Origin of the sequence: Aeromonas sp. JL9 (assembly GCF_024436075.1) — a bacterium.
GTDB classification, from domain to species: Bacteria; Pseudomonadota; Gammaproteobacteria; order Enterobacterales; family Aeromonadaceae; genus Aeromonas; species Aeromonas veronii.
On sequence record NZ_JANFNV010000001.1, the window covers coordinates 268457 to 283254 of the forward strand.

General features: G+C 58.8%; 15 protein-coding genes. 12 read left to right on the top strand and 3 right to left on the bottom strand.

Going from position 1 to position 14798, the window contains the following annotated elements; all coding sequences use genetic code 11:
* The first annotated feature begins 220 nt into the window (after positions 1-220).
* The 5 genes from NOM06_RS01240 to NOM06_RS01260 all read left to right on the top strand — a co-directional run bounded on the left by NOM06_RS01240 (position 221) and on the right by NOM06_RS01260 (position 3153).
* Complete coding sequence (locus NOM06_RS01240; RefSeq protein WP_201952222.1) at positions 221-1261, top strand: DUF3549 family protein; 1041 nt, start codon at positions 221-223, stop codon at positions 1259-1261.
* A 111-nt stretch (positions 1262-1372) separates the two neighbouring features.
* Positions 1373-1672, top strand: a complete 300-nt coding sequence (locus tag NOM06_RS01245) for a DUF3301 domain-containing protein (protein ID WP_005338600.1) — start codon at positions 1373-1375, stop codon at positions 1670-1672.
* 74 nt (positions 1673-1746) lie between these two features.
* Entirely contained in the window at positions 1747-1983 is a 237-nt protein-coding gene (locus NOM06_RS01250) for a DUF2789 family protein (protein WP_005338602.1), read from the top strand.
* A gap of 84 nt (positions 1984-2067) precedes the next feature.
* Positions 2068-2364 carry a DNA-binding protein gene (locus NOM06_RS01255; RefSeq protein WP_255909266.1) on the top strand — a complete coding sequence of 99 codons (297 nt, stop codon included), beginning with the start codon at positions 2068-2070 and terminating at the stop codon, positions 2362-2364.
* Between the two features lie 3 nt (positions 2365-2367).
* On the top strand, positions 2368-3153 hold the full coding sequence (locus NOM06_RS01260) for a Zn-ribbon-containing protein (RefSeq protein WP_255909268.1): 786 nt from the start codon (positions 2368-2370) through the stop codon (positions 3151-3153).
* Between the two features lie 92 nt (positions 3154-3245).
* On the opposite strand, the gene syd is transcribed toward NOM06_RS01260, so the two are convergent.
* Complete coding sequence (gene syd / locus NOM06_RS01265) at positions 3246-3794, bottom strand: SecY-interacting protein (RefSeq protein WP_255909270.1); 549 nt, start codon at positions 3792-3794, stop codon at positions 3246-3248.
* A gap of 204 nt (positions 3795-3998) precedes the next feature.
* On the opposite strand from syd, the gene queF reads away from it, so the two are divergent.
* The 7 genes from queF to NOM06_RS01300 all read left to right on the top strand — a co-directional run bounded on the left by queF (position 3999) and on the right by NOM06_RS01300 (position 13226).
* Positions 3999-4847 carry an NADPH-dependent 7-cyano-7-deazaguanine reductase QueF gene (gene queF, locus NOM06_RS01270; RefSeq protein ID WP_255909272.1) on the top strand — a complete coding sequence of 283 codons (849 nt, stop codon included), beginning with the start codon at positions 3999-4001 and terminating at the stop codon, positions 4845-4847.
* Positions 4848-5057: 210 nt separating this feature from the next.
* Positions 5058-7340 carry a hypothetical protein gene (locus tag NOM06_RS01275; protein ID WP_255909274.1) on the top strand — a complete coding sequence of 761 codons (2283 nt, stop codon included), beginning with the start codon at positions 5058-5060 and terminating at the stop codon, positions 7338-7340.
* Positions 7341-7423: 83 nt separating this feature from the next.
* Entirely contained in the window at positions 7424-9040 is a 1617-nt protein-coding gene (locus tag NOM06_RS01280) for a diguanylate cyclase (protein ID WP_255909276.1), read from the top strand.
* Between the two features lie 148 nt (positions 9041-9188).
* A complete protein-coding gene (gene ppnN / locus NOM06_RS01285; RefSeq protein ID WP_019445906.1) occupies positions 9189-10544 on the top strand; it encodes a nucleotide 5'-monophosphate nucleosidase PpnN in 1356 nt (451 codons plus the stop codon).
* Between the two features lie 138 nt (positions 10545-10682).
* Entirely contained in the window at positions 10683-11483 is an 801-nt protein-coding gene (xni, locus tag NOM06_RS01290; protein WP_255909278.1) for a flap endonuclease Xni, read from the top strand.
* A gap of 159 nt (positions 11484-11642) precedes the next feature.
* On the top strand, positions 11643-12650 hold the full coding sequence (locus NOM06_RS01295; protein WP_255909280.1) for an isocitrate dehydrogenase: 1008 nt from the start codon (positions 11643-11645) through the stop codon (positions 12648-12650).
* A gap of 117 nt (positions 12651-12767) precedes the next feature.
* Positions 12768-13226 carry a hypothetical protein gene (locus tag NOM06_RS01300; protein WP_370688890.1) on the top strand — a complete coding sequence of 153 codons (459 nt, stop codon included), beginning with the start codon at positions 12768-12770 and terminating at the stop codon, positions 13224-13226.
* Between the two features lie 82 nt (positions 13227-13308).
* Here the strand turns inward: NOM06_RS01300 and rlmM are convergent, their stop codons facing one another.
* The gene (gene rlmM / locus NOM06_RS01305; RefSeq protein ID WP_005338617.1) at positions 13309-14403 is read right to left on the bottom strand and encodes a 23S rRNA (cytidine(2498)-2'-O)-methyltransferase RlmM; all 1095 of its coding nucleotides are present in this window, start codon (positions 14401-14403) and stop codon (positions 13309-13311) included.
* Positions 14396-14782, bottom strand: coding sequence for a DUF423 domain-containing protein (locus tag NOM06_RS01310; protein WP_204380776.1), 387 nt, complete (start codon positions 14780-14782; stop codon positions 14396-14398). The genes rlmM and NOM06_RS01310 overlap by 8 nt, the downstream gene beginning before the upstream one ends.
* Positions 14783-14798: the final 16 nt, after the last annotated feature.

Below are 14798 nucleotides of genomic sequence, written 5' to 3' on the forward strand. Positions count from 1 at the left end.
GATGCCGATACATTCGGTCGCGCAGCACCGGCGATTCAGCCGGCTCATCGACACACACGGCAGCCAGCGCGGCCTGCCGCCGTTAAAAAAGGGCGATACTATACACCTCCCCCCGCATGGCTGCCATGTTGATATCTGCCGCAGCGCACGTCTGCTGCCACTGGCTATCCTCGGCAAGGGCCTTATAATCGGCCCGCATCACCATTAGCCGGATCTCACCATGTCTGCGACGCCTACTGCCATCAATACCTTGACCGAATTTCTGACTCAGGCTGGCACCCAGTTCCAGCTGTTTGACATGGGCCGCCAGGTGCGGTCACTGGCAAGCGATACCTTTGTGCGCATCGAACAGCAGCAGGAGCCCTACCCCTGGCCGCTGCAACAGCACGCCTGGCTCGGTGTGCACTTCTTCCAGCCGAGCGAGTCTCGCCACTACCTCTGGTTCCTCAAGTTTGCCCTCGATGAGCGCGGCCTGCTGATGTCAAATGGTCCCAAGCTGTTCATGGATCAGGTGGTGGAGACCCTGGGCTACAAGCTCACCGGCGATCTGGATGAAGAGAAAGCCCAGCGCTTGGCCGACAATCCCTACACCTTCCGCCCGGCGGAGGCAAAAATGGCCAGTCTGCACGCCAAGCTGGCGCGCCAGCTGGAGCAGGCCCCTTCCGCCTATTACGATGCCCTCTGCCACTATCTGGCCGCCCCCAACGACACCGGTTGGCAAACGCTGGGACTGCAGGGCTTTGCCGATCTGGCCGAGCGACTCCATGATGAACGCAATCTGGCGCTGATCTGCAAGGCGCTGCCCAAACTGCCGCAAGAGCCGCTCTATGCCCTCTGCCAGAGCCTTGAAAACGCCCCGCTGCCGCCGGCAGTACAAGGCGCCCTGCTTGAGCGGATCGGCAAGGAGCAGGAGTGCGCCGCCCCCAACCCGGAGACCCTGGCCTACCTCTGCCGCGCCATGGCCTCCTGCCCCGGCAGCACTTTGCGGACCAACAAGCTGCTGACCCTGCTGCAAACCCAGCCAAGCCCGGCGCTGCTGCTCGCCATTGCGGGCCGGCTCTGGCCCGATCTGAAAGATGCCAATCTGCTCAGCCACTATCTGGAACAACTGGCGCTACAACCGACCCAGTTCTTCAATCAGGTTTTTGCCGAGTTGGTCACTTTACCGACCCTGCGCAATGATATGCTGGCCAGACTGCGCGACCCCGAGCGCAGCGATGCGCTGGGCAAGGCCATCGGCCGTCTGTTTGCCTCGGCCTGATCCCTCGCCTCCCCCTCACGCAACGAGGCAACACGGCGGGAAATAGAAAAGGAGATCGGGAGTGCCGAGCAGGACTCCCGGTTATCGACATCACGATAAGGAAGCCCGCCTATGGGAGAGATGCTCGGAATTTTGTTGCTGATTGCCGTTGCCGGCCTGTTCTGGCTGCAACGCCAACAGGCAGAAGTGGCCTGGCAATATATGCGCCGCTACTGCCAGCACCATGATCTGCAACTGCTGTCACTGGCTCGCCATCGGCGGGAGCTGGCGCATAATCCCCTGCGGCTGCTGACCCACTATCAGTTTGAATTCTCCAGCGATGGCGAGAGCCACTATCAGGGCACCCTCAAGATGCAGGGGCTGCACGTCGTGGGCGTTGATCTGCCACCCCATCGCATCCCCTCTGCCTGATCCCCAATCTCGTCTCTGCGCCCGATGGCTGTGCCTGTCTATAATCTCAGGGATTAAACAAAGGGAGAGACGAGATGGAACCCCTTGTCCACGATCTGCCAGCCCTGTTTGCCCAGCTCGGGATGGCCAACGACGAGCTGAGCCTGCACCGCTTTGTGCACGACCATCACCTCGACAATGAGACCCTGCTGCCGGAGGCCGGTTTCTGGAACGCCGCCCAAGCAAGCTTTCTGCGCGATGCTCTGTGGAACGACTCCGACTGGTGCGAGGCGATCGACCAGCTCGATGTGATGCTGCGCCAGCCGCGCTAAGCCGCCCGCCCCTTTCCTCCCCTGCCGGCTTTGGTTAAGATCCCGCCCCGATATCGATCCCCCCTTCTCACCCAGAGCATGCTTATGTCCGCCCACGAGATCATCCGAATTGCCAACGAGCTGGCCGCCAAGGGCCTGACGCCCACCACCGCCATGATCAAGGCCCGCCTCACCCAGCCTGTGTCGATGGCCGAGCTGCTGAAAGTGCTGAGCCAGTGGAAGCAGCAGCCAGTTGCGACCGCCGAGAGCGAGATCCTGCCAGAGGCTGTGCCTCAGCCAGCACCGGAGCTCACCCTGCAGCAACTCGCCGAACAGCTCGCGCGCATCGAACAGAAGGTGGATCGCCTGACCGACCTGCTCCTCCAGCAGGGGCAAGGCTGAACCATGTATATCGTCGAACTCTGCTTTGAGTGTTACCGCGATACCTCCCTTGGCGAAGCCGAGCGGGCCATCGTCAACTACCTCGACATGCTGCGTTATCAGGGCCAGATCCTCGGGCGGGAGTTCCCCACCAGCATGCACGACGGCTATTTCGTCAGTCGGGTGGTCTGCCCGGAGCAGGATAGCCTGCACCCCGACAACCAGAGCGATCAGGTCAAACTGGCCGAACAGCAGCTCAATCAGGCCGGGCTGCTGGCGCCGAAACTCCAACTGCAAGGGGCGGATCTGCTCTCCGACAGCACAGATCCTTGCGGCAAGCAGGGCGAGCGGCCGAGCTGGATGATGCTCTACACCAGCTTTTTGCACACCTGCTCGCCGCTGCGCTGTGGCGACCACTTCGCCCCCATTCCACTCTACCAACTGCCCGCGGTCGCCAACGGCGATCAGAAGCAGATCATCAAGTGGCAGGAGGATTGGGAGGCGTGCGATCAGTTGCAGATGAACGGCTCCATCGCCGAACATGCGGCGCTGCACGAAATCGGCGAAGTGGGCAGCCGCCTCTACCGGCGCGGCAGCGATCTGGCCAAACGGTTGGAAGTGCTGAGCGGCATCCCCACCTACTACCACCTCTACCGGGTGGGCGGGTTGAGCGCTGCCGAGGAGAAGGCGCGCCCCTGCCCCAGCTGTGGCGGTGAGTGGGCGCTGGCAGAGCCGCTGCACGAGATCTTCGACTTCAAGTGCGACAGCTGCCGTCTGGTCTCCAACCTCTCCTGGGATTTCAAGGATTAAGCGCGTTCCCTGTACGCGATGCCATAAAAAAGAGCCTTGCCGCATGGCAAGGCTCTTTTCGTTCCGATAGGTAACCTTGGCTCGAAGCGGCGCTATTGCGGCAACGTCTCCAGCCGTTCCAGAAACGCCGGCAAAGAGGGCGCCAGCGTCAAACGGCGGCCTGAATCGAGCCACTCCAGCCACACCTGACCACTCTCGTTATCCAGCGAGATGAGCGTCATCTCGTTGCGGGTGGTGGCAATAAAGATGGAGGGGGTTCGTTTTAGCTTGCGCAGCATCAGCAGGTGGCCGATGAGGTTCTCCTTGAGCAGGTCGAGATCTGCCTCGTTCCACGGCAAGATCAGTTCAAGGCGCAGCCCCTTGAAGAGGCAGGGGATGGGGCGGCTGAACCAGTGCCCGAACAGGGCAATGGCGCCGGGATGAATTGTCAGCTCAAGAGCATCGGCCATAGCCGTAAAATCGGCGGGTTCGGGGCGCTGGTGAGGGCGCCAGGCCACCCGACCATCGGCGGGCTCACCAAGTTGGCAGGGGGAACGCCAGTCCGCCTCCCACTCGCACAGGGGCAGGCCTCGTCTGGCCTCGCCATCCCGTTGCCAGCGGGCAAAAAAGTGCTCCAGGGCAGACAAAACTTGATCCGACATCGAAAATCCCCACAATTGCTGGCAAAGTCCGCTATTGCACCACCAAACCCGGTCACAGACAAGGTTGCCAGCCGACCTTGCGACCCGGGATACAGAACACGGGATACAGAGAGGCCGACGCCCAAGCCAAACGGCTGCAACTATCCGGCCCTGCAATGGCCCGTTTCATTCCACTCATCATGAGCACATTACGTGAGCAACCCTGTGAGCAAACAAGATAGATACGCCGGGGCCAGCGCCCTGACCGGCCTGAGTCTGGGCCAGCAATCCGATTACATCAGCCAGTACACCCCCTCCCTGCTGCAGCCGGTTCCACGTAGCCTGAACCGGAATGATCTCAAGCTGGGCGATGATCTGCCCTTTAGCGGTTGCGATGTCTGGACCCTCTATGAGCTCTCCTGGCTCAATGCCAAGGGCAAGCCGATGGTGGCGGTGGGTGAAGTGGCCATTCCGGCCACCAGTGCGAACCTGATCGAATCCAAATCCTTCAAGCTCTACCTCAACTCCTTCAACCAGACCCGTTGCGACTCTATCGAGGCAGTCGCCGCCATGCTGACCAAGGATCTCAGTGCCTGTGCGGGTGAGACCGTCAAGGTGACCCTGTTCCCCCTCGACAAGGCGCCGCACCAGATTGCCCAGCTGCCCGGCGAGTGCATCGACGAGCAGGATATCGAGGTAGACAATTACGAGTTTGATGCGTCCCTGCTGCAAGGGGCAGCCAGTAGCGATCAGGTAGAAGAGACCCTGCACAGCCACCTGCTCAAATCCAACTGTCTGGTCACCAGCCAGCCGGACTGGGGCTCTGTAGTGATCCGCTACAAGGGGCCGAAACTCGATCGGGAGAAGCTGCTGCGCTATCTCATCTCGTTTCGCCAGCACAACGAGTTCCACGAGCAGTGCATCGAGCGGATCTTTATCGACCTCAAGCACTATTGCCAGCCTGAGCAGTTGACCGTCTATGCCCGCTATACCCGCCGCGGCGGCCTCGACATCAACCCGTTCCGCTCCGATTTCGAAGCTGTGCCCGCCAACTTGCGTCTGATCCGCCAATAAAGTCGAGTTGCGACAGAGAGGGCAGTCGCACTGCCCTCCATGACTGGTAAAGAGGTTTCAATCGATGCTTTACGCGGCAGGGATAAGGGTGCTGGATAATAAAATCCAGACGAAACCCACTTGCCGTCCACCAGCAAACCACAGTAAACGCTGGACTCGCAGGGGGGGGCTTGGATAACATGCCAACACCTCTGCGCCGTCCTTAATCCAATGAATCAACTGTTTTTTCTGGCCATGATGATGTCCTCCCTGTCAGCTCCGAATCTGGATCTGGACAAGGAGCAACTCTCTATCGATCTGCAACAAGCGCAATCGATGGTACTGACCGATCCTGCCAGATGCGTCCAGATCACCACCGCCTTCCTGACGCGCGCAGCCAATAATCCCCAGCAAATCATCAGCAATCGCCAGGAGTTCGGTTATCGCGAGCCCATCCTGAGTTACAGCACGGCGGCCCAGACCATAGGCGCCCATCTGCTCAAAGGGGAGTGTCTACTGCAACTGGGCCAATATCAGGCCACCCAGCAAGCGCTCGACAAGGCAATGGTGCTGGCAGACAAAGAGCGGCAACCGGAACTCAAGGCCCACGGCCTCTATCTCAAGATCCGCAGTCAGGCCCTCAAACCGGATAACCAGAGCACCAGCCGCGCCCTGATGGATCAACTGGACGAACAGTTGGCCGTCCCCACGCTCAAGCAGAGCCAGCTGCAGATTTATGGCCGCCTGCAACGCACCAGCTACGACATCGAGAACCAGCACTTCGATGATGCCAAGGCCCATCTGGCAGATGCGCGGATCTGGGCCGCCAAGACCCCCAATCCCCTCGCCAGTGCCTGGGTCAGCGCCATCAGCGGCGACCTTTATCGCGCGCTGCAGCAGCCACAGCTGGCGCTGGGGGAATATATCGATGCCCAGCAACAGGCCAGAAGCCTCAACGACCCGCTCTTTCTTGGCCTGCTGTCGAACCAGATAGTAAAACTCTACCAGCAGGAGCAGGAGCCCCAGAAAGCGCTGCAGTATGCCAATGAGGCGGCCAACTACTTCCACTCCATCGGCAACCCCTCCCTGCTGTGTGACTCCCTGATGGTGCTGGCGCGACTCAACCGCGAGCAGGGCGACCTCAATATGGCGCTGGTCTACTTCTTCAATGCGCTGGATCTGCTCGATGAGGGGAGCAACCGACCGCAGGCCTCCTTGCTCAAATACGAAATCGGCAAAACCTACCTGCAAAGCGGCAACCTCTCGCTGGCCAGCAACTACCTCAATGCGGCCCGTCAGTCCCATGAGCTGAGCGATGCCAAAGAGCCGCTGATCGATACCCTGTTGCTGCTCGGCGAGCTCTATCTGAAGAAGCAGGAGGCCGCCATCGCCATCCTGCAGTTGGAGAACGCCCGCGCGCTGGCCAATCAGCTCGGCGATACTCGCCGTCAGTACGAGGTATTCCGCCTGTTATCGCTGGCCTATGAGCAGAAGGGGTATCTGCGTCAGGCTCTCGACAGCTACAAGCGCTTCCACCGTCTTGGCGAGGAGGTGCGCCAGCAGGAGCAAGCCATGGAGCAGGCGGCGATCCGTGACAACTATGTTCAGGTCGAGCGGGTGCAACATATCAAGGAGCTGGAGCAGCGGCTTAACAACAGCCAGCATCAGCAAGAGCGCTATCTCTGGTCGAGCATCACCACCAGCCTGCTGCTGGCGCTCTTTATCTACCTCTTCTTCACCCTCTGGCTCAAGCTGCGTACTGCCCGCCTGCAACTGAAACGGACCAATGAGGCCCTGCTGATCGAGCCACGCTCGGGGCTGGCCAACTGGCAGCGGCTAATGAACCGTTGGCCGCGGGAGATGGCAAAGCGCCAGCTGAAATCGGATCGCTGGTACCTCAGCGAACAGCCATCCAGCGAGTTCGATGACAAGCTGCACTATCTGCTGTTCCGGGTGCCTTTCCTGGTCAACACCCTGGAGCGCCACGGCTATCAGGCCAGCAGAGAAATCGAGCAGGCCTTCGGTGCCTATATGGACACCCTGACCCCGCAAGATGGCCGTATCTATGACTTGCGTGAAGGACACATGCTCTATGTGGTGCCACAGCGCCACGTCACCAACCTGCATCAACTGGCGGGAGACCTGCTGACCGCCATCGCCGCCTTCCCTTGCAACTATCCGCTGGATCGCCGGATCAGCCTCGGGATTGTCAGTCACCCCTTCCTGCCGAAAGCGGCAACCGCGCTCGATCACAATGGCCTGTTTGACCTCTGCTATCTCGCCCTGTCGGGAGCCATTCAGCTCAGTGAAAAATGCCAGCAAAACGCCTGGTTGGAGCTCGCGGCGATCGATTGCCAACAAGCGGCATTTTTTAATGGAGATGTGTGGCAATGCGGCCTGATGGCAATTGACAAGGGACTGGTAAAAGTCAATTCTTCTCATGAAAAGCAATGGGTTAATTGGCCCAGCCTTGCAAGGAAGCCGGCAGCCGATAACCACCAGGAAATAATGTAGATAACAGGCGAGGATCGAAACCAGGTTCGACCACTGTTGCTATCCAACACCAAAAACAATAATGACAACAGGGCGACCTGATAATGAATGACATCGCTGCCGTAGCAGGACAATTGGCAAGACTCAGGGAATCCCTCCAGCAGAAACAGCTGGAACTCGACGGCGTACTGTCGTTTTCCGATGCAGAGCGTGCCCGTGGTATCCAGTTTATCAACAAGTTGATGCTCTCCTGCCGTGGCTTCGACCGCGAGCTGGACAATCGCTTCGCCAAGCTCAAGCAGAAACTGGATAACAATCCCGCATTTACCGCGCTAGACGAGGATCTGCTGGCCATTGAAAAATTGCTGCAGCAGCACAGCAATGTGCTGGAAGAGTCGATCACCCTGACCCAGACCGCTATTGAACTTGGTTCCAAACAGCTGAAAAACATCAAGGGCTTCCCGGAAGAGACCCGCAAGTCCCTCAAGGAATTTCTGGCAAGTCCCGCCGGTTACGGCATTGCCGATCACCAGAAGAAGGTTATCAAGCTGCTGGAGTTCTACCAGCAGGCGATCAAGATCCAGCTGCTGCCAAGTCAGCCCCTGTTGGCACCTTCAGGTGCAACTCAACAAGAAAGCGATACTGCCAGCAACGATGGCCAGCCCGATGTCGACCCGTTTGATCTCAAGGATCACGCCCGTATCGCCGATGAGCTGCAGCGGCTTATCACCGAACTCGACTTTGCCGGCGCCATCGGCGAGAGCCTGAGCGATATTCGCCGCCAACTGCTGATCGGGATCAACCCTGCCCTGCTGGCGGAAACCTGCCTGCAGGTGATCGAGCTCATCATCGAAGGCACCCGTGAGGAGCGCAAAGCCTCCCGCGCCTTCCTCAGCTCCCTCAACGAGAGCCTGTCCGCGGTACATGTCGGGTTTACCGAATCCCTCGATGAGGGGCGTGCACTGCAAAACGAAACCCGAGAGACCCGCGAAGCGCTGGTCAACGAGTTGCAGGCGATCGATCACTCCCTGGCCAGCCATAACTCCATCGATGCGCTCAAGCGCGCCATCTCCGGCCATATGGGCGCCATCAACCTGCTGCTGCAAGAGCGTGACAGCACGGCGGCGCGGGAGCGTCACCTGCTTACCCGCCTCTCCACCATGGAGTCCAAGCTGCGCTTGATGAAGGAGGAGACCGCCGAGTACAAGAAGCGGCTGACCATTCAAAAACACAAGCTGTTCCTCGACAGCCTGACCCAGGTACACAACCGGGCAGCCCTCGATGAACGGCTGGAGCAGGAGTACAAACGTTGGCTTCGTTACCGCACTCCGCTCTGCATGGCGATCATCGACATCGATCACTTCAAGAACATCAATGACAACTACGGCCATATGGCGGGTGACAAGGCACTGAAAGTGGTCGCCAAAGCGCTGCAGAGCGCGCTGCGTGACACCGACTTCATCGCCCGTTTTGGTGGGGAAGAGTTCGTGGTGTTGCTGCCCAACATCAACCCGGACAAGTTCCAGAAGCCGCTGGAGACCCTGCGCCAGACCATCAAGAGTATCCCGTTCCGTTTTCGCGATGCCAAGGTGGAGATCACCATCTCCATCGGCGCAACCCTGTTCAAGGATGGGGACAACCCGTCAGATGTCTTTGAACGGGCGGACAAGGCGCTCTACCACTCCAAGCACACCGGTCGGGATCAAGTGACACTGGCCTGACAAGCGGCTAAAAAAACAGCGAACAGTCGTCGCCCTATTTCCCTCCACCCTCTGTTACCACTACTATCGATCTCAGGGGATGCAACATAGCGTCCCCTTTTCTCCCCAGGGAAAAACACAACGATAACAAGTGAGTAAAGGGGAACCTATGATTACGCACATCAATCCCGTCGGCAGCATGGATTTGCTGTCACAGCTTGAGGTGGATCGCCTCAAGCAGACTGCCTCCAGCGATATCTATCAACTGTTTCGCAACTGCTCGCTGGCAGTGCTCAATTCCGGTAGCCATACCGACAGCTCCAAGGAGATACTGGAGCGCTTCAAATCGTTCGATATTCATGTGATCCGGCGCGAGCGCGGGGTCAAGCTGGAACTGTTCAATGCCCCCGAGCACGCCTTTGTCGATGGCGAGATCATTCGCGGCATTCAGGAGCACCTCTTCTCGGTGCTGCGCGACATTCTCTATGTCTCCAATCAGCTCGAATCGAACCGGCTGGTCAACCTCACCAATTCGACTCATATCTCCAACGTGGTGTTCGCCATCCTGCGCAACGCCAAGGTGATCCTGCCCGGCGCCGATCCCAACCTGATCGTCTGCTGGGGTGGCCACTCCATCAACGAGATCGAGTACCAGTACACCCGCGCCGTGGGCAGCGAACTGGGCTTGCGTGAGCTGAACATCTGTACCGGCTGTGGCCCTGGCGCCATGGAGGGCCCGATGAAGGGGGCCGCCGTCGGCCATGCTAAACAGCGGGTAAGAAACGGCCGCTACATCGGCCTGACCGAGCCTTCCATCATCGCGGCCGAACCGCCAAACCCCATCGTCAACGAGCTGGTGATCCTGCCGGATATCGAGAAACGGCTGGAAGCCTTCGTACGCCTCGGACACGGCATCATCATCTTCCCGGGTGGGGTCGGCACCGCCGAAGAGCTGCTCTATCTGCTCGGCATCATGATGCATCCGGCCAACGAGCGGCAGCCGATGCCCATCATCCTGACCGGCCCGAAAGAGAGTGCCGACTACTTCCGTGCCATCGACGACTTCATCAAGGCGACCCTCGGTGAACCGGCGACCAAGCTCTACCGGATCATTGTCGGCGATGCACCGGAAGTGGCCCGGGTGATGAAAGAGGCGATGCCGAAAATCCGCGAATACCGCAAATCTGTCGGCGATGCCTACTCTTTCAACTGGTCCCTCAAGATTGAGCCGGAGTTCCAGCTCCCCTTCGAGCCGGATCACGCCAGCATGGCCAGTCTGGATCTGCACCGCAACCAGCCGCCCCAGTTGCTGGCCGCCAACCTGCGTCGTGCCTTCTCCGGCATCGTCGCCGGCAACGTCAAGGAAGGGGGCATTCGCGCCATCGAGAAGAAGGGCCCCTTCAAGCTGCATGGCGACAAGGAGCTGATGCACCTGATGGACAAACTGCTGGAGAGCTTCGTCAAGCAGCAGCGGATGAAGCTGCCGGGCAGCCAGTATGTGCCCTGCTACGAAATCGTCCGCTAGGGTACGACAGCCACATCATCGACAGAGGGGCGCATCGGCGCCCCTCTTTATTGGCGCTATACCTTCCCGACCGCCATCAATCTCCCATAAGGCGAGCGGTTTGTTACAATGGGGTGTCCCGACCGCCAAGAGTGCCCCATGTCAACTATCCGGCCACACCTGCTCATCATCGATGCCCTCAACCTCATTCGCCGTCTGCACGCGGTACAGGCCCAGCAGGCATTGACACCTGCCCAGGCGCTGGTTGCAACCCGCGCCAACCTTATCAATACCTGCCGCAAGCTGCTGGCCAATAGCGAGCCGACCCATGTCATTGCCGTGTTTGATGGCGAGGTGCATAGCTGGCGCAAAGAGGTCTATGCGGCCTACAAGGCGGGGCGAACCCCCATGCCCCCCGAACTGCGTGAGGGGTTGGCAACCCTGCAGGATGCCTTTTGGGAGTGCGGGGTCGATGCCCTGCTCTCCGAGACCGATGAAGCGGATGATCTCATCGCCACCCTCGCCAGCGGCATCGCCAGCCATGGCCATCAGGCGACCATCATCTCCACCGACAAGGGGTTCTGCCAACTGATCTGCCCGCAGATCCGGGTGCGCGACTACTTCAACAAGCGCTGGCTGGATGCCGCCTTCGTCCAGCAGCAATATGGGGTAGTCCCTGCTCAGCTGGTCGATTTCTGGGCGCTTACCGGTATCGGGGGCTCCAATATCAAGGGGGTTCCGGGGATCGGCCCCAAGACCGCCACCCAGCTGTTGCAGCAATATGGCAATCTGGCAGCCATGCTCGAAGCCTGCCAGCAAGAGGACGCCGCCAAGCCCCTGATCAAGCTGCGCCAACATCAGGATGAGGCCCTGCTGGCCCAGCGGCTGGTGCGCTTGCAGCGGGATATTCCGCTGGGATTCAACCTGCGGGACATCCGCTACCCGCCCCAGCCGGACTAAAGTGCCGAACAAAAATGCAGACAAGGGCGTGAACCATGACGAGACTCACCCTCGCTGTTGATAAAAGTGAGTAGAATGTAAAGGAATGTGGTTGGTTTGCTGAGTAAATGCTATAAAGCAGCCCCATCCTCCCCTATACCCTGGAAGTGGAACCCTCTCATGTCCAAAAGAAAAATTACCGTGATCCCCGGCGACGGCATCGGCCCCAGCATCATTGAATCAGCCATCCAGATCCTGACTCATGCGGGCTGTGATTTTGAGTACGAATACGCTGATGCGGGTCTGGTTGCCCTCGAGAAGCATGGCGAGCTGCTGCCCCAGGCTACCCTGAATCTGATTGAGAAGAACAAGGTGAGCCTGAAAGGGCCATTGACCACACCGGTCGGCGGCGGTTTTACCTCCATCAACGTCTCCCTGCGCAAGAAATTCAACCTCTACGCCAACGTGCGTCCGGTCATCTCCTTCAAGGGCACCAGAAGCCGTTACGACAACATCGACATCATCACAGTGCGTGAAAACACCGAAGGGATGTACTCGGGAGCAGGTCAGAAGCGCAGCGATGACAACAAGAGTGCCGAGGCGATGAGCATCATCACTCGCGAAGGGGCCGAGCGCATCGTCAAGTTCGCCTTCGAGCTGGCCCGTCAGGAAGGGCGCAAGAAGGTCACCATCATCCACAAGGCGAACATCCTCAAGTCGACCTCCGGCCTGTTCCTCGAAGTGGCACGTGAAATCGCCAGTCACTACCCGGATATCCCGAGCGAAGAGATGATCGTCGATGCCGCCTGCATGAACCTGGTGATGTACCCGGAGCGTTTCGATGTCATGGTCACCACCAACCTGTTCGGCGACATCCTCTCGGATCTCTGCGCAGGTCTGGTCGGCGGGCTGGGCATGGCGCCGGGTGCCAACATCGGCGATGGCGCGGCCATCTTCGAAGCGGTCCACGGCTCTGCGCCTGACATAGCTGGCAAGAATATCGCCAACCCGACCTCGGTGATCCTCGCCTCTATCCAGATGCTGGAGTACCTCGGCATGCAGGATAAGGCCGAGCGGATCCGCGAGGCAGTACGAGCCACCATCGAATCCGGTGATCGGGTCACACGAGATCTGGGTGGCACGGCCTCCACCAGCGAATTCACCCAGGCAATCATCGATCGCCTGTGAGTTAATTCATTGATTTCAAAAGGGAGCTTCGGCTCCCTTTTTTATGTTTCCGAATCCTTTGCCACTCCCCAAACAGCAACTATGTTCAATAGAGAAGAAGAACAGGGAGTGTTTTTCATGAAGGGATACGGGTGCTATCTGGTTTCGGGTTTGATGCTGGTTTGTGGTGCTGCAAGTGCCTTCGAACATGCTCAATCAACCCAAACCGCCAAACTGCCGCAGCAGGAAAAACGGACTGCCACCGAGGTATGGCGTTCAAGCCTGGATACCAACGACCTGCTCAAGGCACCCAAACCCCTGTCGTTTGGTATTGAAGTCTCCACCGACAACTTTGGTAATCAAAAGATCACCTCCTACCCGCAGCTTAATCTGACCCCGGCAAAGAGCGTCAGTCTGTCGGTCGAACGCTTCAGACCCAAGGTCAAGTTTAAGGCTGGCGGAATGAACACCGCCCTCAGGCTGAGAGGAGACGGGATAAAGATGCAATTCAATCCGGTCGACAAAACCATCCCGCTGCAGATAGAGATCAAGGTGACCGACGACGAATCCTCCCTGCGCCTCGATTACCGTTTCTGATATTTTCCGGCAGCCGAATAGCAAAAGGCCGACAGGTTTCCCTGTCGGCCTTGGTATTTATCGTACGGGCAGAACTGCTACATCACGCCTTGGGCTCGAGTTTGGAGACCCAGTACTTGTTGTAAACATGCACAGTGATCTCTTCTCGATCGTGATAGAGCTGCTTGGCCTGGATCACGAACGCGTTGTCGATCTCCTTGAGCATCTCGCGCAGCACTTCGATATTGTGTACCGATTCAGCATAACGCTTCTTCATCGGCAACTTGAGGTTGAACATCGCCTCCTGGCAGTCACCCTCACGGAACCAGTCCGCAATCATGTGAACGACCCGCGCCGGTTTATCGACCATGTCGCACACCAGCCAGTAGGTGTTCTTCTTGCTCGGACGCCAGACGAAACCGTCATCCCGGATATGCTTGACCTGACCGGTATCCATCAGGGATTGGGCCATCATGCCGTTGTCGACCGCCGTCACCATCATGCCACGGCGCACCAGCTGATAGGTCCAGCCACCCGGGCAGGCCCCCAGATCCACTGCCTTCATGCCTGAGCAGAGACGCACATCCCACTCTTCCCGCGGCACGAACACGTAAAACGCCTCCTCCAGCTTGAGGCTGGAGCGGCTCGGTGCATCGGCCGGGAAGCGCAGGCGCGGGATCCCCATGTGGAATCCGGAGTTGTTGAACGAATAGGAGTAGCCCAGCAAGACATGATCATTGGCCATGAAGAAGGCGTGGAACACCGGACGGTTTGGCGTCTCCTTCTTGGTCAGGATCTCGTTGCTGCGCAGCGCCTGACGAAGCGGCACGGTGAACTTGCGGCAGAAGGCCGACAGCTCTTTCGCTTCGTTGGTGTCCGCGGTTTCGACACGCAAATCGCCGCAAATGGTGTAGTCACTCACCGCCTCAAGGATGGGGGAGATCCTGTCCGCGACATCCAGATCCTTCAGCTCATGGGTGACCACCAGCATCTGGCGGATGAAGATGAGCTCCCGGAATGGTAGCTTGCGAGCCAGCAGGTCCGCCTGCTCCTCGTCATACAGTTCGAAGATCACATAACCGCTGTCGTCCTTGACCCGGGCGAAACCGTAGCACTGCATGTTACCGGCACGCTCGGTGATCTCTGCAGCCGCCTCTTTCTCAAAACCGGGGCGGCAATAAAGCAGCAGATTATTCATTTTTTCCTCCAAGACGACAGCCAGCCCAGATCAGGGCCGTCCATCCCAACATAAAACAGAGGCCACCGGCCGGGGTAATCAACCCCAGCCCCTTGCTGTCAAGCAGCACCATGGCGTAAATACTGCCGGAAAATCCGATGATCCCCAGCACAAAAGCGGTGCCAGCCAGGTGGATCACCTTGCTGCGCACACCACACCAGCCCAGAACCAGCAGGGCCAATGCGTGAAAAAACTGATATTGCACGGCGGTATTGAATGCCGCCAGACGCTCAGGCGTAATGCCGGTCGCCGCCAATCCATGGGCGCCATAAGCCCCCAGCATGGTGGCCGTCAACCCGAAGAGACCGGCCAGTATCAGCCAATGTCGATGGATCTGCATCCTCACTCTCCCTCTC